Here is a 25,661-nt window from a genome sequence, read left to right as displayed (position 1 = left end):
CTTTGCTCGCCTGGGGCGCGCCATGCGTTGCGCCGCCCGGCGGGCGCGGCTAGCCTCTCCTGAACAACGATAAGCAGGACGCGGGAGAGCGGTTTCGATGCAAGGTTTGATGCAGCACGGCGCTCTGACGCTCGACAAGATCATCGATCACGCCGCCCAGTGGCACGGCGGTCGTGAGGTGGTCACGCGCTCGGTCGAGGGGCCCGTCGTCCGCACGACCTATGCCGAAATCCACAACCGCGCCAAGCGGGTGTCGAACCTGCTGCTGAACCTCGGGATCAAGCCGGGCGACCGGGTCGGCACCCTGGCCTGGAACACCGCCCGCCACATCGAGACCTGGTACGGGATCATGGGCATCGGGGCGGTCTGCCACACCCTGAACCCGCGCCTGTTCCCCGAGCAGATCGCCTGGATCGCCGATCACGGCGGCGATCGGGTGATCTTCACCGACCTGACCTTCCTGCCGATCATCGCCGGGATCATTCCGCGCCTGCCCAATGTCGAGCATGTGGTGGTCTTCACCGACCGCGACCACATGCCGGCCGACTTCAAGCTCGCCGGCGAGGCGCCGCACTTCAAGGGCCTGCTGTGTTACGAGGACCTGGTCGCCGAGCAGTCGGCCGACTGCGTCTGGGGCGGGTTCGACGAGGGCACGGCCGCGGGCCTCTGCTACACCTCGGGCACGACGGGCGACCCCAAGGGGGTGATGTACTCGCACCGCTCGAACTTCCTGCACACCTTCATCACCATGCAGCCCGACGTCATGGGCCTGTCGCAGCGCGACGTGATCCTGCCGGTGGTGCCGATGTTCCACGCCAATGCGTGGGGCGTAGCGTTCTCGGCCCCGGCCACCGGCGCCAAGATCGTCATGCCGGGCGCGAAGATGGACGGGGCCTCGATCCACGAACTGCTCGAGACCGAGGGCGTCACCTTCTCGGCCGCCGTGCCCACCGTCTGGCAGATGCTGCTGCAGCACCTGGAGAGCACCGGTTCGAAGATCACCACCCTGAAGAAGGTGGTGATCGGCGGCGCGGCCTGCCCGGAAAGCATCATCCGCGCCTTCCACGACAAGTACGGCGTCGAGGTGGTCCATGCCTGGGGCATGACCGAGACCTCGCCGGTCGGCACGCTGTCGACCATGACCGACCAGCTGGAGAAGCTGTCCTACGACGAGCAGATCCCCTACCGCCTCAAGCAGGGCCGCCCGCCCATGGGCGTCGAGCTGAAGCTGACCGACGACGACGGCAAGCCGCTGCCGCACGACGGCAAGGCCTTCGGCCACCTGAAGATCCGCGGCCCCATCATCGCCGCCGAGTATTTCCGCGGCGCCGGCGGCAAGATCCTCGACGCCGACGGCTTCTTCGACACCGGCGACGTGGCGACCATCGACGAGATGGGCTTCATGCAGATCACCGACCGCGCCAAGGACGTCGTGAAGTCCGGCGGCGAGTGGATCAGCACGATCGAGATCGAGAACATCGCCGTCGGCCATCCCAAGGCCGCCCTGGCCGCCGTCATCGGCGTGGCGCACCCCAAGTGGGACGAGCGGCCGATCCTGCTGGTCAAGCTGAAGGAGGGGGAGACCGCCACGAAGGAAGAGTTCATCGACTTCCTGCAGGGCAAGATCGCCAAGTGGTGGATGCCCGACGACGTCGTGTTCGTCGACGAGATCCCGCTGGGCGCCACCGGCAAGATCGACAAGAAGCTGATCCGCCAGCGGATGAAGGACTATGTCCTGCCGACCATCGGTTCGGCCGCGACGGGCTCGGCCACCCTGGCCGCCGCCGACGGCGCCCAGGCCGAGGTGCTTTATGCGCCCGAACCGGTCGAAGCGCCGGAAGAGGTCGCCGACGAGGCGCCCCAGGCCCCGGTCGAACCCGTCCACGAGCCGGAGGTGGTCGCCGCCCTGGCTGCGGCGCCTGAACCCGAGCCGGCGCCGCTCAGCGTCGAGGCCCTGGCCGCCTCGCTGCCCGATCCCGAGCCCGCTCCCGTTGCTCACCTGGCCGAGATCGCCCCGCCGGAGCCGGAAGACGTCTTCCCCCACGCGCCGCTGGTCGAGCCTGCGCACAAGCCGTTGGATCCGACGCCGGAAGCCGCCTTCGACGCCCCGCCGGTGTTCGTCGCCGAGGAAGCGCCGCTGGCCATGCCGCTCTCCGGCGCCAGGCCGCGCAAGACCAAGGCCGCCAAGACGGCTTCGCCAGACGGCAAGGGCGGCTGGGCCGCGCCGATCCTGACCGGCGCGGTGGTCATCGCCCTGGCCCCGGCCGCGCTGGTCGTGGTCGGTGCGCTCGGCGGCAAGGCCGGCCTGCTCGACAAGGCCGTGGCCTACGACTTCCTGACCCGCGACCTGGCGCCGACGATCGCCTGGCTGAGCCTGGGCACTGGCGCGCTGGGCGTGATCGTCGCCATGATCGGCGGCGTCCAGCGTCACTGGCGCCGCGCCCTGCTGGCCCTGGCGATCACCGTCGCCACGCTCGGCGTCTTCTTCCTGGCCACCGGCACGAGCGCCCGCGCCGCCCCGGTCGGCGACGTGGCCACCGACTGGAAGGCTCCGCTGGGCTTTTCGGACAACGTCATGGCCCAGCGTGGCGAGGCCGCCGCTCCGGTGCTCGACGAGCCCAGCCTGCCGGTCGGTTCGGAGCTGTTCGCCGGCCGCCGCGTGGCCGAGGTCAACGCCGAGACCTGCCCGGCCGCCAAGACCCTGGTGCTGACCCGCTCGCCCGCCGACGCCTACGAGGCCGCCAAGGCCGCGGTCCAGGCCAAGGGGCTGAAGCTGGTCACCGACGATCCCGGCGAGGGCCGCATCGAGGCCGCTGGCGCCAGCTTCTGGTACGGCCTGCAGGATGACGTGGTGGTGCGCGTCCGTCCCGACGCTGGCGGCGCCCGCGTGGACGTCCGCTCGATCGCCCGCGACGAGGGCGGCGACCTGGGCCGCAACTGCGGCCGTGTCGCAGGCCTGCTGAAGGCGATCCAGGGCTAGATCGCAGGTCCACCCATCCGGGTGTGTGATTTGATACAACCTTTGGGCGTTTTGTGCCGCAAGTTGCATGGGAGTGAACGGGGGAGGCTCTCATGCTCCGCAATGGCAAGGACATCGCCGACGGCGCGGTGATCGCCACGCAGGTCTGTATCGTCGGTTCCGGCCCGGCCGGGATCACGGCCGCCTGGCTGTTGCAGAAGGCGGGGGTGAAGGTCACGCTGATAGAGGGCGGCCCCGATAGCCCCGGCGGCGCCCTGGATCCGACCTGGCCGGCCAAGAGCCTGCTGTACGCCGGCAAGGCCGACGGCCAGTTCGCCGAGACCGAGCCCGACTTCCTGATCCGGCCCTACAACCGCGCGGGCGGCCCGTGGGAGCGCGAGCGGATGTTCGGCGGAACCTCGGCTCACTGGGGAGGGCAGTCGCGGCCCCTCGATCCCATCGACTTCGAGGCCCGGCCGGGCTTCCCCGGCTGGCCGATCGATCGCGCCGAGCTGGAGCCCTACTACGCCAAGGCCGCGCAGCTGTGCCTGCTGCATGGCGACGACTTCAGCCCGCAGACCTGGGCCGCGATCCTCGACGCCGAGGTCCCCGAGCTGACCGGCTTCGACACCACGATCTACCAGTATCTCGGCAAGAACTACCTGAACTTCGCCACTCGCACGTTCGACGGGGTGACGATCGGCGACAGCGACGCCGACGTGATCGTCAACGCCACCCTGCTCGAAATCGACCAGGACCAGGGCAGTGTGCGCGGCCTGAAGGTCGCCAGCATGGACGGCGCCAGTCCGCCCAGGAAGGCCACCGAGTTCACCATCAAGGCCGACATGGTGGTGCTGGCGTGCGGCGCGGTCGAGAACGCCCGTCAGCTGCTGCTTTCCGACGTCGGCAACGACCACGACCAGGTCGGGCGCTATTTCATGTGCCACCCGCTGTCGAACGGCCAGGTGATCGGCGTCGGCGGCTCCTATCTCACCGATCCCCAGACCCGGCTCATGGGCGGCCAGGCCCTGGTGGGCAACCGTCCCGTCGCCTGGCAGGACGAGAATGGCGTGCGGGTGTCGGGCCGCTTCTCGCCCACGGCCGACGAGCAGAAGCGCCTGGGCATCGGCAACTGCTGGTTCTGGGCCAACTACGGCCAGTACTATTTCGAGATGGCCCCCAATCCCGACAGCCGGGTCACCCTGGCCGACACGGTCGACCCGGTGTTCGGCCAGCGCCAGACCCACATCACCTGGCTGCTCAGCGACCGCGACGAGGCGACCTACAACCAGACGACCCAGCTGTTCAAAACCGCCGTGGGCGAGCTGGGCGCCGACGTCTATTGCCAGTCCTGGGCCAGCGTGAAGGAAGGGCTGACCGTCAACGGCCACCACATCGGCACCACTCGCATGTCGGCCGACCCGACGCAGGGGGTGGTCGACGCCAACCTCAAGGTCCATGGCCTCGACAATCTCTATGTCGCCGGCTCGTCGGTGTTCGCCTCGACGGGGATTTCCAACCCGACCTTCACGATCATCACCCTGTCGATCCGGCTGGCCGAGCACCTGATGGGCCGGATGGGGTCGCCTTAGCGATCCTTCCTGCGCAGCGAACAGGTTTCAGGCGGCTGGGCCGAGGCGATCTCGTCGACCTAGGAGACCGGCGCCTCCTGGTGCGCCGACCAAGAGCCGACGCTGAGCATGTAGTCAGCAACGATGACGCCTTGCGCGACGATCAGGTGTCCCTCTGGATTCGAAGTCGGCCTGGTCGAGGTCGCGACGGCGTGTTCTCCCCGAGTGGACGTCCCTAGGGCCAAGGCGACGATCTGGACGGTCTGGCCGTCGGCCTGGATCAGCTTGTCGCCGGGCCAGATATTTTCCGTGCTCAGCAGCCCCCTCGTGGTGAGAAGCTTCTGACGTCGAACGCAGATCAGCTCGCGGCCGCCGTCGAGGATGCACTGCACGGCCTGGAACGCCGAGTCGGGTCCCGTCCCGCTGGAAAACTGGACGGTGGCGGCTTTCCAGTCCCGGCCAAGTCCTGCCGCCCAAATCGTGTCGCCAGCTCGCAAGTCTTCGATGGACTTCGTTTCCGTCGCGCTGATCGCGATCTGGGTTCCGTTCGCCAGCACGGCCGCTCTCCCTGGACAATCGAGCAGCCGGCCATCGTCAGCGCCCCCCTCAGGAGCATGGAGCAGCGGTTTTCGTTCTATGTAAAGTTGTTGGCCCCTTGGGTCAGCTTCCGGGCAGGGTCACGGTAAACACCGAGCCTTCGCCGACCTGGCTCCTGACGGTGATATCGCCGCCCATCTGCCGCGCCAGCCGGCGCGAGATCGCCAGGCCCAGGCCCGTGCCGCCGAAGCGGCTGGCCGCGCCCGGCGCCTGCTCGAAGCGCTCGAAGATCCGCTCCAACTGATCGGCGGGAACGCCCACGCCGGTGTCGGTGACGGTCATGACCAGCTGTCCGTCGCTTGCCGCAATGCGCAGGGAGATCTGGCCCAGTTCAGTGAACTTCAGGGCGTTGCCCAGCAGGTTGACCAGGATCTGGCGCAGGCGCGAGGCGTCGCCGCGCACCGTCGGCAGGGCGCTCGCGATCTCGGCGGTCAGGCCGATCTCCTTGGTCTGCGCCCGCTCGGCGAACAGCTCGACGGCCGAACGCGCCACCTCGGCCACGTCGATCGGCTCTTCGGTCTCGCTGATCACGCCGGCTTCCAGCCGCGCCAGGTCCAGCACGTCGTTGACGATGGTCAGCAGCTTCTCGCCGGCCGACTTGGCCTTGGTCGCCAGCATCCGCTCGCGCTCGGGCAGGTTGGGCGAGGCGGCCAGCAGGCCGTTGAAGCCGATCACGCTGGTCAGGGGCGTGCGCAGCTCGTGGGTCATGTTGGCCAGGAACTCGCTCTTGGCCTCGGTGGCCGCTTCGGCCCGCCGGGTCAGCAGTTCGTTGCGGGCGTTGAGCAGCCGCAGGTCCATCTCGGTGACCACGATCTGGGCCAGGGCCTTCAGCCGGCGCTTTTCCTCGTCGGTCAGCGGCGGACGCTGGCGCTTGTCTATGACGCACAGCGCGCCCAGCCGATGGCCGCTCTGCAGCCGCAGCGGTGCGCCGGCATAGAAGCGGATGTTGGGATCGTCGGTGACGAAGGGATTGTCGCGGAAGCGGTCGTCGCCCTCGGGGTCAAGCACCTCCATCACCTCGTCGGACTCGATGGTGTAGTGGCAGAAGGCGTCATCGCGCGGCGTGCCGCCCGGCTCCAGCCCGACGATCGACTTGATCCACTGTCGGTCGGCGTCGATCAGGGTGACGGCGGCGATCGGGGTGTCGAACAGCTCGGCGGCCAGGGCCGTGATCCGGTCGAAGGCCGCCTCGGGCGGGGTGTCGACCAGGCCGTACTCGCGCAGGGCCGCCAGCCGGGCCGTCTCGTCGCTGGTGAACATCGGGTCCTGTGATACTGCCGGCGAGGGGAGACGCCGAACCGCCATTTCAACTTGGGCCAGGCGTTCTGTCGAGTACCGGACGGATTTCCATCAAGGGGGAAGGGCGCGGTCAGAGATACTTCATCCACGGCTGCCGGCTGGCCCGCTTGACGGGGCCGAACCAGCGGCAGGCCCACCAGCAGGGAACCGCCGCCAGCGCCGCCAGCAGCCAGATCCAGGCCACGCCCGGCACGCTCCAGACCTCGCCCTGGTTGGGACCCAGCACCGTGACCGCCGCCAACTGCAGCAGGTGCAGGCCGTAGAGATGGATCAGGTAGAAGAACAGCGGCGCGCCGCCCAGCACCGCCAGCCACGAGACGAGCCGTCCCGGCGCCTTTTCCAACGCCGCCAGCAAGAGGGCGCCGACGCCCAGGGTCAGCAGCAGGAAGTCGGCCGAGGGCGGGTACTTGGTGACGTTCAGCCAGCTCATCACCGTGCGGATCGGGCTGGAGCCCGCGACCCATGGCGTCTCGCCATAGCCGTTCAGGCTGCGCAGGATCACCAGCAGCGTCAGGGCCGCGACGCTAGTCAGCAGCAGCCGGTTGCGGCGATCGCGCCAGGTCGCGACGAACCAAGGCCCGACGCCGAAACCCAGGGCCGCCACGCCGATCCACGGCAGCAGCGGATACGATGTCCGGACCCGCGCGCCCCACGGCAGGTCGAGGAAGCCCCGGTCGTGCAGGATCGCCCAGACGGCGTGGCCAGGCTGGCCCTGGGCTATGCTGATCGGATCGAGCAGGTTGTGGCCCAGCACGATCACGAGGCCGACCGCGACCAGCGCCGCGCGCGGCAGGTGGACGAGGGCCGAAAGCGCGATCATCGACAGGCCGATCGCCCAGATCACCTGCAGGTAATATGTCCTGGGCGTCAGGTCGAAGCTCCAGGCGAAGCTGACGAAGGTCAGCTCCAGGAACACCAGGAACAGGCCCCGCTTGAACAGGAAGCCCGAGGCGGCGCGGGCGATGGCGGCGGGATCGTTCCCGCCGGCCTTGCGGCCATAGAGCCAGGCGGCAAGGCCGGTCAGCGCCACGAACACCGGCGCGCACAGGTGCGCGGCCAGCCGGGTGAAGAACAGGGCGGGGGCGGTCGCCTCCACGTCCATCGGGTCCGAAACCTGGGCGTGGATGAAGAAGAACTCCCGCACATGGTCGACCATCATCAGCAGCATGACCAGGCCGCGCAGGGCGTCGATGGCGGCGATCCGGCCCGCGGAGGGTGTGGGCGGGGCGGTGGAAACAGGGGCGGTTGACAGCATCACGCCAGCGGCATAGCTGATATGAAATAACATTACAAATAGAGTTGATCTGTTGCCCCTGTCGTGGAGCTGCGTCAGCGCATGCCTGCTGGCCCTGTCCGCCGCCGAGCCGCCGGAGACCGTCCCGGCCGCCGAGACGGAACCCCACGCCGTGGGCGAGATCGTCATCCTGGGCCGTCGCGGGGCGGCCCGCGACGTCACCCTGGGCGCGGGCGAGATCACCCAGGCCACCTCGCCGTCCAGCCGCTCGGTCGAGCGCGACCTGCTCGACGCCGTCGGCGTCGGACGCCTGGCCGACGCCCTGGAACTGACCAGCGGCGTCTCCCAACAGAACAACCGCGGCGGCTTCCTCGACAATCTCGCTATCCGCGGCTTTCTCGGCACGCCCGACGGCGGGGCCGAGTATTATGTCGACGGCTTCCTGGCCAATCGGGGGCTGGCGCCGCCGCGCGATCCGGCCACGGCCGAGCGCATCGAGATCCTGAAAGGCCCGGCCGGCGCCCTGTTCGGCGATATCGATCCCGCCGGCCGCGTCAACATCGTCTCCAAGACCCCGCAGTTCGTGCGCGGCGGCCACGTGGCCGCCACCGTCGGCTCGTTCGGCCTGCGCCGTGGCGAGCTTGATTTCACCGGGCCGCTGTCCGACACCCTGGCCGCCCGGCTGGTGATCGCCGACGAGCGCAGCGACGGCTGGCGCGACCATGTCGACCTGCACCGCCGCGCCATCGCTCCATCCTTGACCTGGCGGCCTGCCGACGCCCTGCGCCTGACCTATGTGGGCGAGTTCACCGTCTTCGACGCGCCGTTCGACCGCGGCGTGCCGGCCGTGAACGGCGACGCCTTGGCCATCCCGCGCTCGCGCTTCTTCGGCGAGCCGGGCGACGGCACGACCCGCTTCCGCAACGAGCGCCACCAGCTGACCGGCGAATACGAGCTTTCGCCGGACTGGCGGCTGACGGCGGGGCTTGCCTACCGCACCGGCGACATGCACGGCTTTTCCAGCGACCAGTCGCGGCTGGTCGGCCGCCAGCTGTGGCGCCAGCGGCGCGAGCGGGACTATGCGGTGGAAGACGTCTCGGGCCGCATTGAGCTCGACGGCCGCCTGGGCGCTCACCACCTCAATGTCGGGGTGAAGGGCTACACCCTCGACTACAGCGAGTTCCTGCTGCGCCGGAACCCGACCGCCGACGCGCCGCACGCCATTTCGATCGACGCCCCGGTCTATGGCGGCCAGGCCCTGCCGCTCTTGCCCTTCACCGACAACCGCGAGACCCGCCGGGTCACCACCCTCTACGCCCAGGACCTGTGGCAGGCGACGCAGCGCCTGAGCCTGCTGGCCGGGGTGCGAGTCGACGACTACCGCCAGACTGTGCGCAACAATCGCACCGGCGCGGTCGGACGCGGCGAGGGCTCGCCGGTCGACTACCGCCTGGGCGCCCGCTACCAGCTGACCGACGCCGTGGTCGCCCACGCCAGCTGGGGGCGTTCGTTCCTGCTGAACTCAGGCACAGGCCGCACCGGCACGGGCTTCGCGCCCGAGAAGGGCAAGGGCTGGGAGCTGGGCCTGTCGGGCCGGTGGCCGGGCGTGGATCTCGCCCTGGCCCTGTTCGACATCGAAAAGCAGAACATCCTGGCCAACGATCCGGTCGACGCCAGCTTCCTGGCGCCCGTCGGCCAGCTGACCAGCCGGGGCGTCGAGTTCGACGGTTCGTTCGAGGTCAGCGCCGCCTGGCGCGTGGTGGTCAACTACGCCTGGACGGATGCGAAGGCCGACGACACCGCCTTCGCCTCCGACGCGGTGCTGAACGTGCCCGAGCACTCCGGCGCCGTCTTCGCCATCGGGACCTTCGAGCGTTGGAAGCTGACGGCCGGCGCGAGCTACATGGGCGACCGCGCCGGGGCGCTGGATGGCTCGGGCCTGATCTTGCCGTCCTACTGGAAGGCCAAGGCTGCGGTCGAGTACGCCGTGACGCCGAAGATCGACGTTCGACTGGAGGTCGACAACCTCCTGGACGAACACTACGCTCAAAGCTCCTACAGCCCGGTGTGGATCTTCCCCGGCGCGCCCCGGACGGTGCGGGCCAGCGTCAAGGCGCGGCTGTAGGGGGCGGTTCCCTTCTTTGCTTTCCTGGGCCTCGTGCCCAGGACCCATCGTTCCGCGGCTCAGACCTTTCTCGCCTGACCGAGGTCTGAGCGGTCGCAGCTGGGCCCTCGCCACACGGGCGAGGGAAGCAAGTCAAGGAGAGAGCGAGGAGGGCTGGGCCCTACCCCGCCAGCCGATACTGGCTATCCAGCCCCGGCGGCCCGTCGCAGACCACTCGACCTTCCCGCACCAGTTGCACCAGATGCGCCAGCATCGACAGGGCCGCGGCCGGGTGCAGGCGCGGGTCCACCGCCGCGTAGAGCACAGGCACCATGGCCTTGATCCGCGCCGGGCCGTTCGCCAGCGCCGCAAGCACCTGGGCCTCCCGCGCCCGGCGGTGGTCGACATAGGCCGAAAGGAACGGGGCGACCTCGCGCACCGGCGAGCCGTGGGTCGGCCACAGGGCCTGGAAGTCCCGCGCCTGGATCTTGGCCAGGCTTTCGAAATAGTCGCCCATGTCGCCGTCGGGCGGGGTGATCACCGTCGTCGACCAGCCCATCACGTGGTCGCCGCTGAACAGGGCGTTCTCTTCCCTCAGCGCAAAGCAGACGTGGTTGGAGGTGTGGCCCGGCGTGGTGATCGCCTCCAGCGTCCAGCCGGGGCCTTCGAAGACGTCGCCGTCGGCGATCTCGATGTCGGGCCGGAAATGGCCGTCGTCCTCGGCGTCGAGCTGCACGCTGGTCTCCTCGGAGACCAGGGCGGTCGGCGCCGGCCTGCCCCAGATTTTCGCGTCGGTGCGCTGCGCCAGCGGGCCGGCGAGGGGAGAGTGGTCGGCGTGGTGGTGGGTCACCAGGATATGGCTGACGGTCTCGCCGTCGATCGCCGCCAGCAGCGCGTCCAGGTGCGCCGGAATGTCGGGGCCGGGGTCGATCACCGCCACGGTTCCGCGCCCGACGATGTAGGTCCCCGTCCCGGTGTAGGTGAAGGGGCCGGGGTTGTCGGCGATCACCCGCCGGATCAGCGGCGAGACCTGGTCGCAGCGGCCGTACTCGAACTCGATCTCGCGGACGAAGGGGATCATCGCGGCCCATCCAGAGCGGCGCCGGTCTTGCGCTTAACGACTCGTAAACCCTGCGGAGTACGGATCATGGCGGCCGATACGGCGATTTTTGTCTCAAAACGGCTCCAGCGTGCGGCCTTCGCCATCCTGTGTCTCATTGCGGCGCAGTTCGTGCTGGCCTCGTGCGAGCCCGAACCCAGCCCGATGGCCGCCCGCGTCAGCACGCTGGGCGGCTACTGAGATCGGACCTAGTGCGGCAGGACGCCGGAAAGGTCGTAGCCGGCCTCATAGCCCTGCTTCACCAGCGTTTCACGATCGGCCGCGCCTGAAAGCGCCTGGCCGATCGACCAGGTGACGATCGAGCGGGTCCCCGAGCGGCAGAAGGCCAGAACCGGACCCTCGGCGGCTTCCACCGCTTCGCGCACCGCGTCCACCTGCTCCTGGGTCGGCCCGCCGCGCACCGGAACGTGCAGATAGGCCAGGCCCGCGGCCGTAGCCGCCGCTTCGATCTCGGCGCTGGTCGGCTGGCTGGGATCCTCGCCGTCCGGGCGATTGTTGATGATCAGCGAGAAACCCTCGGCCTTGGCCCGGGCCACATCCTGCGTGCTGATCTGGGGGCTGACCGACAGGGTGTCGGTCACGCGGCGGAAATCGGTCATGGCGTCGGGCTCTCTTGAGAGATCTCTTTATGAGACCTCTCAGATGCGCGGCCCGCGCGGCCAGGGCAAGCCCCGACCGTCGAACGCCGAGGGCGCGCTAGTTGACGCGCGCCACCCGGATGGCCCGGCCGCTCACCGACAGTATGTAGCTGCCCATGGCGGCGCGCCGGATGGTCACCTTGGCGCCGGGGCGGGGAGCCAGCGGCAGGGTCTCGGTGTCGATCTGGTCCCAGCGCGCGCCATCCTCGAGTACGAAGCGCCAGCCGGCCGGCGTCTTGCGCGCCTCGCGGAGGGTCGATTCGACCTGCTCGATCGCCTGTTCCTTCTTCTGGCCGAACGAGAAGCTGGGCAGGTTGAACCCAAACGACTCGCGTTGCACCTTGGTCACGGTCTCCTTATCGACCACGATCAGGTCGCCGGACTTCTCCGCCGCCAGCAGTCCAGGCACCGTTTCGTCGTAGCAGGCCAGTCTTGCGGCCGAATCCGTCTGCGCGCGGCAGGCCGAAAGCTTGTCTAGCGCGGCCTTGGACGGCGTCGCCGGCTGGGCCAGCGCCTGTGGGGCCGTCACGGCGGCGGCAAGGGCCAGGGCGAGCGGCAATCCGAAGCGACGCATTGGAATTTCCTGCTTTTTCAAAGACTTTCTCCTTAAGCGAGAAGGCCTGGCAACTCAATCAGGATGGGTTCGTCCTCTGATTGTGTCTCGATTGCGGCGGCTTTGTGTCGGTGTGTGGCAAAACCTGTGGCGCATTTGTTGCAAATCTGCAAAAATATTCGATAACGACGTTCTTCAAACATGGTCATCTTTTGCAGTGATTGGCATCACGTCGATATCCATGGTCAAGCTTGGTAACGGAGTGGGCACGAAGTGCGCACGAACTTGCCTCACAGGGGGTCATTGTGTGTTGATTTTGCGACAGGGGTGAGACTTCGCGATATCCTGAGGAAACTCGGAATTGACCGCGTTCATCGGCCGCACCTAACGTCCCCGCCAACCGGGCTTTGGACAGCCTGGGATTGTGACGTGGACACGCGGCGGCGAAACCGACCGCCCGCCGTCCATTCTCGGAGGGATTCCATCTTGAATATTCAGATGACGCGTAAGCGCCTGCTTGCGACGACGATCATCGGTGGTCTGGCCATGGCTTCGGCCGGCGCCGCGGTCGCTCAGACCGCGCCGGAAAGCGACAGCACCGAAATCGAAGCGGTTGTCGTCACCGGTTCGCGCATCGCGCGTCCGGACTATGTGTCGAACAGCCCGATCGTCTCGGTCGGCCAGGAGCAACTGGCCAAGACCGGCTCGGTGACCGTCGACACCCTGCTCAACCAGATGCCGCAGTTCGTGCCGGGCGTCTCGGGCACCTCGAACAACCCGTCGAACGGCGGTCAGGCCAACGTCCAGCTGCGCGGTCTGGGGTCGAACCGCACCCTGGTTCTGATGGACGGTCACCGCATCGTTCCGTCGAACTCGGACGGCACGGTCGACGTCAACCTGATCCCCAGCGCGATCATCCAGAACATCGAAGTGATCACCGGCGGCGCCTCGGCGACCTACGGCTCCGACGCCATGGCCGGCGTGGTCAACTTCAAGCTCAACAGCCGCTTCCAAGGCCTGCAGGTCGACGCCCAGTACGGCATCACCGACGCCAAGGACGGCGAGGAAAGCTCGATCAGCATCACGGGTGGTTCGCGGTTCGCCGACGACAAGGGCCACGCGATCATGTCGCTGAGCTACTCGCAGCGCGGCGAAATCCTCAACGCCGCCCGTGAGTTCTCGTCGGTGTCGGGCGCCTCGGCGACCTCGCCGTACGGCCGTTACGACGCCTCGGGCACCAACCTGCCCACCCAGGCGGCCATGAACACCGTGTTCGCCCGGTACGGCATCGCCGCGGGCACTGTGGCCAACGGTTCCAACCTCGGCTTCAACAACGACGGTACGCTGTTCCGCAACGGCACCAACTACCGTGGTTCGACCGCGATCGACTATTCGACGATCCCGACGACCGGCAACTACAACACCGGTCCGCTGAACCTGCTCCAGCTGCCGCTGACCCGCTACTCGGCGTTCGGCGCGATGGACTACAACATCACCGAGAACGTTGAAGCCTACGGCTCGTTCAACTTCACGCACTACGACTCGCGCACCGTGCTGGCCCCGTCGCCCGCCGCCGCCGCGACCGGCTTCTCGGTCAACTACAACAACCCGTTCATCCCGGCCGACCTGGCGACCCTGCTGGCCAGCCGCCCGGATCCGACGGCCGACTTCCTGTTCCGCAAGCGCTTCACGGACCTTGGTCCGCGTATCTCGGAAACCACGTTCAACGTGTTCCAACTGAGCACGGGCCTGCGCGGTCAGACCGGCTTCCGCGACTGGACCTGGGATCTGTTCGGTTCGTACGGCAAGTCCGAGCAGAACGAAATCCAGCGCGGCAACGTCAGCCGTGCGGCGGTCGTCTCGCTGCTCGACGCGGCTGACGGCGGCGCGAGCATCTGCTCGGGCGGCTACAACCCCTTCGGCCTGCAGCCGCTGTCGGCTGAATGCGCCAGCTACATCGGCCGCGTGACCAAGAACTACACCGGTTACGAGCAACGCGCCGTCGAACTGAACTTCCAGGGCGGCCTGTTCGACCTGCCGGCCGGTGAAGTGCGCGCCGCGGCGGGCACCAGCTACCGTTCGGACAAGTACACCTACGTTCCGGACTCGCTGCTCTCGACCGGCGACGTCATCGGCTTCAACGCCAACGACGCCATGGTCGCCTCGGCCGACGTCTACGACTTCTACGGCGAAGTGCTCGTGCCGGTCCTCAAGGACCTGCCGTTCATCAAGGCCCTGAACGTTACGGGCGGCTACCGCTTCTCGGACTACAACACGGTCGGTTCGGTCTCGGCCTACAAGATCGACGGTGACTGGGAAGTCGTCGACGGCATCCGCTTCCGCGGCGGCTACTCGCGTGGCGTTCGCGCCCCGTCGATCGGCGAACTCTACTCGCCGCAGGCTCAGGGCTTCCCGCAGATCATCGATGATCCGTGCGCCATCGACAGCCGCGCCCGCACCGGCGCCAATGCCGCCGCCGTGCGTTCGCTCTGCCTGTCGCAAGGCGTGCCGTCGGCGATCATCGACACCTACACCTACCCGAACACCCAGGTGAACGCCCTGATCGGCGGCAACCCGGACCTGAAGGAAGAAACCGCCGACACCTACTCGGTCGGCGTGGTGTGGACCCCGCGCTTCGACAACCCGCTGTTCGAAAGGCTGTCGGCCTCGGTCGACTACTACTCGATCAAGATCAAGGACGCGATCGGCACCGTCGACGCCGGCCTGGCGCTCACCAAGTGCTATGACGGCAGCGCCGGTTCCTCGTTCTACTGCGGCCTCTTCAACCGCAGCAGCGCGACGGGTGAAATCCTGACCCTGCAGCTCACGAACCTGAACCTCGCCACCTACGAGACCGCGGGCGTCGACTTCCAGATCGACTGGGGCTTCGGTCTCGGCGCGATCGGCCTGAGCGATGACTACGGCTCGCTGTCGTTCAACGTCGTGGGTAACTACCTCGACAAGTTCGACGTCCAGAGCCTGCCGGGCGAACCGATCGACAAGCTGAAGGGCACGATCGGCAACACCTCGGTCAGCTCGGTCGCCGTGGCCAAGCCGGAGTGGAAGGTCATGTCGTCGGCCACCTACTCGATCGGCCCGGCAGAGATCGGTGTCCGTTGGCGCTTCATCGACTCGATGGTCGACGCCGGCGACAGCTCGGAGAAGATCAAGTCGTTCAACTACTTCGACCTGAACGGCGCTTGGAAGGTCACGGACATGGTTGAAGTGCGCGCTGGCGTCTTCAACGTCGGCGACAAGCAACCGCCGGTCTTCTCGTCGAACATCCAGGCCAACACCGACCCGTCGACCTACGACGTGCTCGGCCGCCGCTACTACGTCTCGCTGAAGACCCGCTTCTAGTCGAAGCGACCTTCACCCCGGCGGCCCTCGGGTCGCCGGGAGCGAAAAACGATCACGGCGGGTCCGCAAGAACCCGCCGTTTTTGTTTGCGTGCTCAGGATCCTCCCTCACTGGGGGAGTGGCCCGGAGGGCCTGAGGGGGCGCGCTTTCAGCTGCCGCTGAGGCTTACGCAGTACCTCAGCCGTAAAATCCCCGCGAAAGCGGGATTTTACGGAAGTGGAGTTCGGACGGGGATAGACGCCGCTCCATCCACGGCGAGTTTGCGAGAGAGCCGAACGAACTCAATCCCTTGCAACTTTCTCACCCAAACTTATCAGACGCGCTCAGCCCCAGTGCATAATCAAAGCCGTCCCCGCCATGGGGAGGGCTCTTGGTCCTGCCCGTCCGGGGGAAAGGCTGGCCCTTGGGTTGAAACATCACCCGCGCCTCTGGCCCCTCCGAGACAAATGATGCGGCGGAGCGGTCGACGAAGCCGAAACGCTAAACAAACACACGGTCTCCGGGCTCCGCCCGGCCGCTCCGCGCCTCCCCGAGCTAACGCGCCATCGCGCGGGAGAACGAAAAGCCGTGCCTCAAAGATCCTCCCCCTGAAGGGGGAGGTGGCCCGAAGGGCCGGAGGGGGAAGTTCCTGATGAGGTCAGTTCACCCCCAAAGGCAGCAATCCCTTCCCCCTCAGTCGCTCCGCGACAGCTCCCCCTTCAGGGGGAGCATCTTGAGGAAAGGACCGGAGGGGGAAGTTCCTGATGAAGTCCGATCATCCGCAACGGCAGCAAGCACTTCCCCCTTAGTCGGCTCCGCGACAGCTCCCCCTTCAGGGGGAGCATCTCGAGCACGCAGCCGCGCCCAACAAAAAAGGCCGCCCCTTGCGGAGCGGCCTTTCTCGTGAGCCTCGCCGAAGCCTCAGTAGGTCGGCGTGTCGGCCAGGACGCTGGCGCCTTGCGAGCGCAGGCGGGTCTTGGCCATCTCGTCCAGGATCGCCTCGGAGCGCGGGTCGCCCAGGATCCAGGCGGCGGCCGCGACGGTGCGCATCGAGGTCGAGCTGACGCCCAGGGCCTTCTCCAGGGCGTCGAAGGGCGACTTGGGCCCGCCGATCTTCTTGAGGCGCACGTCGCCCTTCAGGTTGGCCAGGGCCTTGGCCTTGTCGACCGCGTCATAGAAGCCGCCCAGCTGGTCCACCAGGCCCAGCTCCTTGGCCTGGGCGCCGGTCCAGACGCGGCCCTTGGCGATCTCGCGCACCCGCTCGACCGGCAGCTTGCGGCCTTCGGCCACGCGATTGATGAAGCCGGCATAGATGGTGTCCATCCAGGCCGAGAAGCGGGCGCGCTGGTCGGCCGTGAACCCCTGGCCCGTGCCGAAGGCGCCGGCATAGTCGCCGCCCACGGTCACCTGGCGGGTGTCGACGCCGAAGCGCGACAGCGCCTCGCCCAGGGCGAACTTGCCGCCGAACACGCCGATCGAGCCGGTCAGGGTCGAGGGCTGGGCCACGATCGCCGAGGCCTGGCTGCTGATCCAATAGCCGCCCGAAGCCGCATAGGTGCCCATGCTGACCACGACGGGCTTTCCAGCCGCCTTGGCGGCCCGTACGGCGGCCAGGATCTGCTCGGAGGCGGTGTCGGAGCCGCCCGGCGAGGAAACCCGCAGGACGATCGCCTTGACGTCCTTGTCCTCGATCGCGTCGTAGATCGCCTTGGCGGTCTCGTCGGAGTGGATCGTGCTGTCGCCGGCGAACGGCGAGGACTGGCCCGACGTGCCCGTCACGATCGGACCCTCGGCGCCGATCACGGCGATGGCCGCACCGGTCTTGGGCAGGTCCTTCTTCGAGCGCGAGGCGTAGTCGGAGAAGTCGATCAGCTTGGCGCCCTTGCCGGCGCGGGCCAGCATGGCGTCCTGCGCTTCCTTGACCTGGCCGACCTTGTCGATCAGGCCCAGGCCCTGGGCCTGCTGAGCGCTGTAGGGGCCGGCCTCGATGGCCTTGATCAGGCGGACCGGATCCTGCTTGCGGTCCTGGGCGGCGGCGATGAGGGCGCTCGTATAAACCGAGCCCATCCACGACAGCGTCGCCTCGCGGTGCGCCGGGGTGAAGTCGCTGTTGAGGTAAGGATTGACCGCGTTCTTGTATTCGTAGCGCTGCTCGAAGTCGGCCTTAACGCCGTACTTGTCGAACAGGCGCTTGTAGAACATCGTCTCGCTGGCCACGCCCACGGCCTGCAGCGAGCTGTCGGGCTGCATCCAGAACTCGCTGGCGGCCGCGCCCAGGCGGTAGGTCGAGGTGGACATGCCCGAGGGATAGAGGCCCTGGCTATGGGCGATGATCGGTTTCTTGCCGACGCTGCGGAAGTGCTTGAAGGCCTGGGAGAGTTCGTCGGCCGAAGCCGGGGCGACGCCGCCCTCGGGCAGGCGCACGAACACCGCCTTGACCTTGTCGTCGGTCTCCGCGCGGCGCAGCACCTCGATGACGCCCATCACCGACTGTCCGCCGCCGCCGAAGGCCGCGAAGGGGTTCTGCGAATCCTGGTCCGACAGTCCGCCGCGCAGGTCCAGCTGCACCACAGAATTGGCGGCGACCGGGGCAGGGCGGGCGGCGCCCGCCGCCAGCACGATCAATATGAAGGGGACGCCGACAAGAAAGAGCACCAGTCCGACGAATACGCCGGCCACGGTCATGAGAAACTGCTTCATCGGGGTCCCGTTGCGATAGCCAAAGCGCGGCGGCGGAAAAGCACAGGTGGTCGTGCGTCCGTCACGCTTCAATGTGCTCGCAAGCTAGCGGCTGTCGCGTTGCGGTCAAATGAACAGCACGCAACCTGCCGAACTTGACGCCCAGGCGGTGCAAATGAGGGAATTTTCTCGGGAGAGAAGATGGTCGGAGTGGCAGGATTTGAACCTGCGACCCCTGCGTCCCGAACGCAGTGCTCTACCAGACTGAGCCACACTCCGACTTCCGAAGCCGCGCCGCCGGTTGGCTGTGCTCGACTTGGGAGGCGGCTTATAGGGGGCGGTTGGGAGAGTCGCAAGCGCGAAAATGGACCCAAAAAAAGAATTTGGAGGGCGTTGCCACCGTCCGAATCCTGAGCTATCTCCACCGCCTCGCCGCGGCCCACTGGGTCGGCAGCCGTTCCTGCTGGGGAATGGTGTAATGGTAACACTGCGGTTTTTGGTACCGTCATTCTAGGTTCGAGTCCTAGTTCCCCAGCCACTCTCCCTAATCTCTCGCTGATCAGCGGCTCCCGTTCGGGGCGGCGTTTATATCGCGGTCATTTGCCTACCTGGAAGCTGTGCTTTGCCGGTTCGCTCCTTCAAGGGCTCCAGCGCTTGCGCGTGGCTTGAACAGTGTTCGGTTCGATCTGGATCGGGACCTGAAGAGGCGAGGCGAATCTCAATCGCACCTGCCTGTGGCGTTGCAGGGTGCAATTGCACGTGAGTCTTTCGGTGTTCGCGAGTGCGAAAACGCCCCTGTCTGGCACTGAACTTGAGCGCGAGCCCTTTCCGTAACGGCTAAGGCTTCAGAGAACCGCCATCGACATTGTTTCCACGAAATAAAGCCTGTTTTCGCGGAGCGTTGCTCGTTCGATTGCGTATTTGTGTACTTGTAATTCCACAGGGCGGGTGTATTTCCAAATTTAAAGTCATTGTGGAGTGACGCCGTGGAAGACAAATCGACCCTGATCGAGCTGACCGCCGAAATCGTGGCCAACTATGTGGCCAACAACACGACCTCGGTCTCTGACCTGCCGGCTCTGATTCGGGCCACTCACGACGCCCTTGCCGGTCTTGGTTCGCCGGAAGCGCCGGTGACCGAAGCCGTTACCAAGGCTACTCCGGCTCAGATCCGCAAGAGCATCACGCCGGACGCCCTGATCAGCTTCGAAGACGGCAAGCCCTACAAGACGCTGAAGCGGCACCTGACCACCCACGGCATGACTGTCGCCGAATACAAGTCGAAGTGGGGCCTGCCGGCCGACTACCCGACCACGGCGCCGTCCTACAGCGAGGCCCGTTCGGCCATGGCCAAGGCTCTCGGCCTGGGCCAGGGCGGCCGCAAGGCCAAGGCGCCGGGCAAGACCCGCGCCCGCAAGGCCTGATCGGGTCTTCTTCGAAGATCCTCCGAAACACGAAAGCCCCGCCGGTCCGCCGGCGGGGCTTTTGCTTTGTACCTAGCCGATCCGCAGGCGCACGAAGGCCATGCCGCCCATCGGGTCGTCGTAGCCCAGCGCCTCGGGAGCGTCGTAGGCGCTGACCAGGCCGCCGATCCCGAACTTCACCTTCGGGGCCACGACGAAGTCGCGGATCGCCCCCAGCGAGACGCGGCGCACCGTATAGGCCTCCCCCGAATGCGAGCCGTGGTGGTCGGCCAGCTCGTCCTGCTCGACCTGCTCGGCGCGGGCGAAGACCGTCCAGCGATCGTTCGGCTTCACCGAGCCTTCCGCCAGCCAGGCCTGCAGCGCATCGCCCGGGATGCGGTCCTTGCGCGACCAGGCGAAGGCGGCGCTGACCGAGCCGTCCTTGCCCAGCGGCCGGGCGTAGAGCGCGCTGGCCGAGACGCGGGCCTCGTCCTTGTCCGGATCCAGGGCCTCGGGGCTGTTGATCCGGGCCCAGCTGGTCTGCAGCGCCCAGTTCGGGGTCGGGTTGTACGACAGCCGGGCCGAGACGCTGTCCAGCTCGCCGGTCTCGATGTCGTAGCGCTTCTGGTCGGGCTCGCGGCCGCGGAAGGCGCTGCTCTCGATCTTCCAATTGTCGTGCGAGAAGCCGGCCGTGACCACGCCGAAGGTGATGTGCGTCGAGTCGAACCAGTGGTGGCTGATCGGCGCCTCGGGGCTGTCCATCGAGGCCTGGCGGTGCATGAACGCCGGCGGGCCGTAGGCGGGCGAGCCGGGCAGGCCGGCATAGAGATAGACGTCCGACTTCTCGCCGACGCTGAGGCTGTAGCTGGCCGACATCTCCATGATCAGGTCATGGGGGTGCTGGCGATCGATCAGGGGATGTTCGCCGTCGGCCGTCTCGCCCGTGGCCAGCAGAAGCGGATAGCCGCTCTTGCCCATGAACGGGTCGGGACTGACCATGGCCTTGAAGCCCAGCATGCCCGGGCCGACCTGGCGCTGGGCCATGCCCATCAGCATGCCGGCCGCGAACGCCTTGGAGCCGCCGCGCGGGCCGCCCTGGTCGACATAGACGCCGTTCAGCAGCACGTGGCCCATCAGCATCCAGTCGCCGCTGTGCTTCATCACGCCGAACATCGGCGAGGCGTCGGGCTGCCAGCCGGTGGCCCCGGCGTCGCGGTTCATCGAGTAGACGCCCAGCGGGCTGCGCATGGCCATCGCCATGTCGCCGTGGCCCTCGGACGCCTCGGCGGCGTCTTCGCTCTGGGGCATGGCCATGTGGTGGTCCGCGTGCGGGTCGCTCGCCTGCGGGGCAGGGTCGGCGGCCGGAGCCGGTGCGGCGGGCGCCGGCATGGCGTGGCCGGCGTGGTCGCCATGGTCCTGGGCGAAGGCGGGGACGGCGAGCGTCAGGCTCGCGATGAAGCCCGCGCCGGCGAGCAGGCGCGTACGGAAGGAGAGGGCGGTCATGGGACTGCCTTTCTTGGAAACTGTGATCGTAAGACGTTTTGAAAAGCGCGCTCCAGATGGCGCGCGGTCTTGCGATCAGGCGCGCGGAGGGCGGGGCTCCGGCGCGGCCTCCAGGCCGTCCAGCGGCGCGTGCAGTGCGGCGAACTCGATATCGGTGGCGACGAGAGAGGCCAGGTCTCCGGCCACCACCTTCTGGCCGGCCGGCAGGCAGCCGACGCAGCAGCTGGTCGCCATGGCCCCGGGCTTGGACTTGTGGTCGGCCTGGCTGTTGGCAGGAGCGTCGGCGTGGCCCATGTCGGCCATCGCCATCTCGTGGCAGGGCGGCATGGCCGAGGCTTGCGCCGGCGCGGCGCGCAGGATCCCGCCGGCGGCGAAGGCCACCGCGATCAGGGCGAGAAGAAGGACACGAAGCCCGCGCATGGGCGGGAAACTAGGGATGGTCGCGACGCGGCGCAACCATCCCGCAAGGTTCAGACGCCGCTCAGCGACATTCCGGGGGCGTCGGGCGGGGTGTCGCCGCCGCCGTTCAGGGGGCGCTGCATCCACACCAGGTCCACCCAGCGGTCGAACTTATAGCCCATGGCCGGAAAGACGCCCTTGTGCGTAAAGCCGAGCGAGGCGTGCACGCCGATCGAGGCGGCGTTGCCGCTGTCGCCGATCACCGCGCACATCTGGCGCAGGCCCAGGGCCTCGCAGGCGTCGATCAGGGCCTTCAGCAGCGCCTTGCCGACGCCCTTTCCGGCCGCGTCGGGGGCGACATAGATGCTGTCCTCGACGGTGTAGCGATAGGCGGCCCTGAGTCGGAACGGGCCGGCATAGGCATAGCCCAGCACCTTTCCGTCCAGCTCGGCGACCAGATAGGGCAGGCCGCGGTCCAGGAACGCCCCGCGCCGCCGGGCGATCTCGGCCTCGTCGGGCGGAACCTCCTCGAAGGTGCCCAGGCCGTTGAGCACGTTCCAGCCGTATATGGCCGTAATCGCCGCCACGTCGGCGTCGGTTGAGGGGCGGATGGTCAGGTCGGTCACGTGGGTAAAGTCCCCTCAGTCGGCTTTGCCGACAGCTCCCCCAGAGGGGGAGCATCTACGCAAGACAGATCCTCCCCCTTTTGGGGGAGTGGCCCGAAGGGCTGGAGGGGGCCTAAGCCTTCGTCCAGCCCTTGTCGACGGCCCACACGGCGAAGGCGTAGTCGAGCGCGATCTCCTTGAGGAAGTCGAAGCGGCCCGAGGCGCCGCCGTGGCCGGCCTCCATGTTGATCTTCAGGAGGATCGGGTTGCCGCTGGTGGTGTTGGCCCGCAGCTTGGCGGCCCACTTCTCCGGCTCCCAGTAGGTGACGCGGGGGTCCGACAGGCCGCCGGTGGCCAGCACCGCCGGATAGGCCTTGGCGGTGACGTTGTCGTACGGGGAATAGCTGGCGATGTAGTCGTAGGCCTCCTTGTCCTCCAGCGGATTGCCCCATTCGGGCCATTCCGGCGGGGTCAGCGGCAGGGAAGTGTCGCTCATGGTGTTGAGCACGTCGACGAACGGCACCGCCCCGATGATGCCCGACCACAGGTCCGGCCGCAGGTTGGTGATCGCGCCCATCAGCATGCCGCCGGCCGAGCCGCCATAGGCCACCGTGCGGCCCTTGGCGCCGTAGCCATTGGCGTGCAGGTGCTCGGCGCAGGCGATGAAGTCGGTGAAGGTGTTCTTCTTCTTGAACTTCTTGCCGTCCAGGAACCAGCCATAGCCCTTTTCCGAGCCGCCGCGGATGTGGGCCGTGGCCCAGATCCAGCCGCGGTCGACCAGGCTGAAGTTGCGGATCGAGAACGACGGGTCCATCGACATGCCGTAGCTGCCGTAGCCGTACAGCAGCAGCGGCGCCTTGCCGTCCAGCTTGACGTCCTTCTTCATCAGCACGGTCACCGGCACCTCGGCGCCGTCGGGCGCCTTCGCATAAAGGCGCTTGGTCACGTACCGCGAAGGGTCGTGACCCGACGGGATCTCCTGGGTCTTGCGCAGCACCTTGTCGCCGCTGCGCATGTCGTAGTCGAACCACTGACGCGGCGTGGTCGGCGACTGGTAGACGTAGCGCAGGGTCGGCGTGTCGAACTCGTAGCCGCCCTCGACGCTCAGCACATAGGCCTGCTCGTCGACCACGATCGGCTTTTCGGCCTTGGTGGCGCGGTCGGTGATGACGATGCGGGTGTTGGCGTTGACGCGCTCGACGCGGACCAGGTGGTCCTTGTAGGCGGCGTGGCCGGTGATGAAGGTCCCCGGCTTGTGGGGCACGAAGTCCTTCCAGTTCGCGCGGCCCGGATTGTCGACCGGGGCCTCGACCAGCTTGAAGTCGATGGCGTCGTCGGCGTTGGTCAGGATGACGAACTTGCCGTCCCAGTGCTCGACCGAATAGCGCAGGCCCGGCGTGCGCGGCTCCACGGCCTTGGGCTTGGCGTTCACGTCGCCAGCCGGGATCAGCAGGGTCTCCGAGGTCTCGTGGTCGCCGGCGCTGATCACGATGAAGGCGTCCGAGCCGGTGACGCTGACGCTGACGAAGAAGCCGTCGTCGGGCTCTTCATAGACCAGCACGTCGTCCTTCAGCCCGCCGCGCGCGGGGCGGCGATAGATCTTGTCGGAACGGCCGTTGTCGTCGCGGTGGGTCCAGAACAGCCACTTGGAGTCGGGAGACCAGGTGAAGTCGCCGGTGCTGCTGTCGACCGGTTCGGGCAGGACCTCGCCGGTGGAGAGATCCTTGACATAGATCTTGTGGACTTCGGACCCTTGCGCGTCCTCGGCATAGGCGAACAGCTTGTGGTCGGGGCTGTGGTCGGCGGCGCTGACCTGGCTGTAGGCCTTGCCCTTGGCCAGGGCGTCGCTGTCGAGCAGCACTTCCTCGCCGTCCGTCTTGCCGCGCGGGCGACGCGCGTAGATCGGGTGCTGGCCGCCGATGGCGAACCGCGAATAGTAGTCGTAGGGGCCGTCGGGCGAGGGCACCGAGGAGTCGTCCTCCTTGATACGGCCCTTCATCTCCTCGAACATCGCCTTCTGCAGGTCCTGCGTCGGAGCCAGCATCGCCTTCACATAGGCGTTCTCGGCGGTCAGGTGCTCCTTCACATCGGCCTTGATCAGGCTCGGGTCGCGCAGGACCTTCTGCCAGTTGTCGTCCTTCATCCAGGCATAGTCGTCGACGCGCACCCGGCCCAGCTGCTCGATGCGCTTTGGGACCTTCTTGGCGACGGGCGGGACGGGCTTGGCGGTGGCGGACATGGAACTCCCGGGAATGAGGGCGGAGGACGTGGCGGCGACGGCGGCTACGCTCGTCATCATTTCGCGCCGGTTCATGGACAGATTCCCCCTCGGATGCGTCAGAACGCCAACTTGTTGCGGCAAGGGCGTCTGGTCAAACTCATACGACGTCTAGAACTGAATCGGAGACGAGGGCGTACATGGCTTGGGACCTGTCGGTCGATCTGATCCAGGCGACGGTGCAGCTGGAGCAGCCGCTCGCCGACGGTTCGCGTACGGTCGGCACGGGTTTCCTGATCGAGGATCCCACGCCGGACGGCCGTCCGCGCACCATCTTGGTCACGGCCGCCCACGTGTTCGACCGCATGCCCTCGGTCTCGGCCAAGATCGGCTATCGCGTGCAAAGCAAGGAGGGGGTGTGGCGCTACGACCCCCGCACCCTGAAGATCCGCGACGGCGACCATCCGCTGTGGGTCAAGCATCCCAGCCGCGACGTCGCCGCCATCGTCGTCGAGGCCCCGCCTGAATTCGCCAAGGCGGCGATCCCGCTGGCCTGGCTGGCCCAGGACGACACCTTCAACAAGTACAGCCTGGGTCCCGGCGACGAGATGATGGCGCTGGGCTTCCCGCGCGGCCTGTCGGCCAACACCGCGGGCTTCCCGATCCTGCGCTCGGGCCGGGTGGCGTCGTATCCGCTGGCTCCCGCGAGCGTGTTTCCGACCTTCCTGATGGATTTCTCGGTGTTCCCCGGCAATTCGGGCGGGCCCGTGTTCATGGCCGAGGGCGCGCGCCGCCGGCCGGGCTCGACCGAAAGCCAGGAGGTGCAGTTCGTGGCCGGCATGCTGACCCAGCAGGTCGAGCTGTCGGGCGAGCGCCTCGAGATCGGCATCGTCACCCACGCCAAATATATCCGCGAGACGGTGGCCCAGCTCGACAAGCCGTCGGGACCGCCACTGATCCAGGCCGCTCCGGCCAAGTCGCCCAGCGTCGCGGCGGCGCAGGACGTGGTCGCCGTCCAGGCCGTCGCCGCGCCCGGCTTCAATCGCTGAATTCGGCAAAATCCCTTGCGGCCACGCTAGGAACCATTGCTCCCGCGGCTCCGTTCGAAAAGGGAGTTCAACGCTAGCAGGAGCAAGCCAATGAGCACCAATCGTGTGGAAGGCGCCGTCGACAAGGGCGTGGGCGCCGTCAAGGAAGCCGTGGGCAAGGCCACCGACAATGAACGTCTCGAAGCCGAGGGCAAGGCCCAGAAGGTCAAGGGCGACGTCCAGAACAAGGTCGGCCAGGCCCAGGACAAGATCGGCGACGCGATCAAGCACTAGGCTTGGTCCAAGTCCCATGAACAAAGGCCCCAGGAGCGATCCCGGGGCCTTTGTCTTTCGAAGATCCTCCCTCTGGGGAGGTGGCCCAAAAGGCCGGAGGGCGGACGTTTTCAGCCGA

18 protein-coding genes, 2 tRNA genes and 3 pseudogenes are annotated in these 25,661 nt (G+C 67.4%); 9 read left to right on the top strand and 14 right to left on the bottom strand.

Annotation, left to right across the window (positions count from 1 at the left end; all coding sequences use genetic code 11):
- Window positions 1-97: 97 nt before the first annotated feature.
- Both DDF67_RS13910 and DDF67_RS13905 read left to right on the top strand, forming a co-directional pair.
- Window positions 98-2,980, top strand: a complete 2,883-nt coding sequence (locus tag DDF67_RS13910) for a long-chain-fatty-acid--CoA ligase (RefSeq protein WP_109101465.1) — start codon at window positions 98-100, stop codon at window positions 2,978-2,980.
- Between the two features lie 92 nt (window positions 2,981-3,072).
- Window positions 3,073-4,551 carry a GMC oxidoreductase gene (locus tag DDF67_RS13905; RefSeq protein ID WP_109101464.1) on the top strand — a complete coding sequence of 493 codons (1,479 nt, stop codon included), beginning with the start codon at window positions 3,073-3,075 and terminating at the stop codon, window positions 4,549-4,551.
- 59 nt (window positions 4,552-4,610) lie between these two features.
- Here the strand turns inward: DDF67_RS13905 and DDF67_RS13900 are convergent, their stop codons facing one another.
- From DDF67_RS13900 to DDF67_RS13890, 5 genes and pseudogenes are all read right to left on the bottom strand, one after another.
- Window positions 4,611-5,087 (bottom strand): hypothetical protein, encoded by a 477-nt coding sequence (locus tag DDF67_RS13900; protein ID WP_109101463.1) that lies wholly within the window; start codon window positions 5,085-5,087, stop codon window positions 4,611-4,613.
- A gap of 103 nt (window positions 5,088-5,190) precedes the next feature.
- Window positions 5,191-5,658, bottom strand: coding sequence for a sensor histidine kinase (locus DDF67_RS26495; RefSeq protein ID WP_456297803.1), 468 nt, complete (start codon window positions 5,656-5,658; stop codon window positions 5,191-5,193).
- 12 nt (window positions 5,659-5,670) lie between these two features.
- Window positions 5,671-5,880 (bottom strand): annotated as a pseudogene (locus DDF67_RS26490) (sensor histidine kinase); the annotation flags it as partial.
- A gap of 66 nt (window positions 5,881-5,946) precedes the next feature.
- Window positions 5,947-6,387, bottom strand: a pseudogene (locus DDF67_RS26485) (GAF domain-containing protein); the annotation flags it as partial.
- Between the two features lie 109 nt (window positions 6,388-6,496).
- On the bottom strand, window positions 6,497-7,681 hold the full coding sequence (locus DDF67_RS13890; RefSeq protein ID WP_109101587.1) for a DUF1624 domain-containing protein: 1,185 nt from the start codon (window positions 7,679-7,681) through the stop codon (window positions 6,497-6,499).
- A gap of 52 nt (window positions 7,682-7,733) precedes the next feature.
- On the opposite strand from DDF67_RS13890, the gene DDF67_RS13885 reads away from it, so the two are divergent.
- Window positions 7,734-9,785: a TonB-dependent siderophore receptor gene (locus DDF67_RS13885; RefSeq protein ID WP_199229231.1), complete on the top strand. Its 2,052-nt coding sequence runs from the start codon at window positions 7,734-7,736 to the stop codon at window positions 9,783-9,785.
- A 160-nt stretch (window positions 9,786-9,945) separates the two neighbouring features.
- Here the strand turns inward: DDF67_RS13885 and DDF67_RS13880 are convergent, their stop codons facing one another.
- The gene (locus DDF67_RS13880) at window positions 9,946-10,845 is read right to left on the bottom strand and encodes an MBL fold metallo-hydrolase (RefSeq protein WP_109101461.1); all 900 of its coding nucleotides are present in this window, start codon (window positions 10,843-10,845) and stop codon (window positions 9,946-9,948) included.
- Between the two features lie 66 nt (window positions 10,846-10,911).
- Between DDF67_RS13880 and DDF67_RS13875 the strand changes: the two genes are divergently transcribed.
- Window positions 10,912-11,064 carry a hypothetical protein gene (locus tag DDF67_RS13875; protein WP_058350375.1) on the top strand — a complete coding sequence of 51 codons (153 nt, stop codon included), beginning with the start codon at window positions 10,912-10,914 and terminating at the stop codon, window positions 11,062-11,064.
- A gap of 8 nt (window positions 11,065-11,072) precedes the next feature.
- Here the strand turns inward: DDF67_RS13875 and DDF67_RS13870 are convergent, their stop codons facing one another.
- Together DDF67_RS13870 and DDF67_RS13865 are read right to left on the bottom strand one after the other, a co-directional pair.
- A complete protein-coding gene (locus DDF67_RS13870; RefSeq protein WP_109101460.1) occupies window positions 11,073-11,483 on the bottom strand; it encodes a TIGR01244 family sulfur transferase in 411 nt (136 codons plus the stop codon).
- A gap of 97 nt (window positions 11,484-11,580) precedes the next feature.
- Window positions 11,581-12,096, bottom strand: coding sequence for a hypothetical protein (locus DDF67_RS13865; RefSeq protein ID WP_109101459.1), 516 nt, complete (start codon window positions 12,094-12,096; stop codon window positions 11,581-11,583).
- Between the two features lie 477 nt (window positions 12,097-12,573).
- On the opposite strand from DDF67_RS13865, the gene DDF67_RS13860 reads away from it, so the two are divergent.
- Window positions 12,574-15,435 carry a TonB-dependent receptor plug domain-containing protein gene (locus DDF67_RS13860; protein WP_109101458.1) on the top strand — a complete coding sequence of 954 codons (2,862 nt, stop codon included), beginning with the start codon at window positions 12,574-12,576 and terminating at the stop codon, window positions 15,433-15,435.
- A 900-nt stretch (window positions 15,436-16,335) separates the two neighbouring features.
- Here DDF67_RS13860 and sppA read toward each other — a convergent pair.
- Both sppA and DDF67_RS13850 read right to left on the bottom strand, forming a co-directional pair.
- A complete protein-coding gene (gene sppA, locus DDF67_RS13855; RefSeq protein ID WP_109101457.1) occupies window positions 16,336-18,114 on the bottom strand; it encodes a signal peptide peptidase SppA in 1,779 nt (592 codons plus the stop codon).
- A 181-nt stretch (window positions 18,115-18,295) separates the two neighbouring features.
- A tRNA-Pro gene (locus DDF67_RS13850) sits at window positions 18,296-18,372 on the bottom strand.
- A gap of 185 nt (window positions 18,373-18,557) precedes the next feature.
- Between DDF67_RS13850 and DDF67_RS13845 the strand changes: the two genes are divergently transcribed.
- Window positions 18,558-18,631 (top strand) — tRNA-Gln (locus DDF67_RS13845).
- 448 nt (window positions 18,632-19,079) lie between these two features.
- Window positions 19,080-19,517, top strand: a complete 438-nt coding sequence (locus tag DDF67_RS13840) for a MucR family transcriptional regulator (RefSeq protein ID WP_109101456.1) — start codon at window positions 19,080-19,082, stop codon at window positions 19,515-19,517.
- A gap of 72 nt (window positions 19,518-19,589) precedes the next feature.
- Here the strand turns inward: DDF67_RS13840 and DDF67_RS13835 are convergent, their stop codons facing one another.
- The 4 genes from DDF67_RS13835 to DDF67_RS13820 all read right to left on the bottom strand — a co-directional run bounded on the left by DDF67_RS13835 (window position 19,590) and on the right by DDF67_RS13820 (window position 24,317).
- Window positions 19,590-20,999, bottom strand: a complete 1,410-nt coding sequence (locus DDF67_RS13835) for a hypothetical protein (protein WP_109101455.1) — start codon at window positions 20,997-20,999, stop codon at window positions 19,590-19,592.
- A gap of 75 nt (window positions 21,000-21,074) precedes the next feature.
- Window positions 21,075-21,419: a hypothetical protein gene (locus DDF67_RS13830; RefSeq protein WP_109101454.1), complete on the bottom strand. Its 345-nt coding sequence runs from the start codon at window positions 21,417-21,419 to the stop codon at window positions 21,075-21,077.
- A 50-nt stretch (window positions 21,420-21,469) separates the two neighbouring features.
- A complete protein-coding gene (locus DDF67_RS13825) occupies window positions 21,470-22,015 on the bottom strand; it encodes a GNAT family N-acetyltransferase (protein ID WP_109101585.1) in 546 nt (181 codons plus the stop codon).
- A 121-nt stretch (window positions 22,016-22,136) separates the two neighbouring features.
- The gene (locus tag DDF67_RS13820; protein ID WP_109101453.1) at window positions 22,137-24,317 is read right to left on the bottom strand and encodes a S9 family peptidase; all 2,181 of its coding nucleotides are present in this window, start codon (window positions 24,315-24,317) and stop codon (window positions 22,137-22,139) included.
- A 104-nt stretch (window positions 24,318-24,421) separates the two neighbouring features.
- Between DDF67_RS13820 and DDF67_RS13815 the strand changes: the two genes are divergently transcribed.
- A complete protein-coding gene (locus DDF67_RS13815) occupies window positions 24,422-25,270 on the top strand; it encodes a trypsin-like serine peptidase (RefSeq protein WP_109101452.1) in 849 nt (282 codons plus the stop codon).
- Between the two features lie 90 nt (window positions 25,271-25,360).
- Window positions 25,361-25,563: pseudogene (locus DDF67_RS13810) on the top strand (CsbD family protein).
- Window positions 25,564-25,661: the final 98 nt, after the last annotated feature.

It is taken from the genome of Caulobacter endophyticus, assembly GCF_003116815.1.
In the GTDB taxonomy this organism is placed as follows: Bacteria; Pseudomonadota; Alphaproteobacteria; order Caulobacterales; family Caulobacteraceae; genus Caulobacter; species Caulobacter endophyticus.
This window is presented reverse-complemented; position numbering and strand designations above follow the sequence as displayed.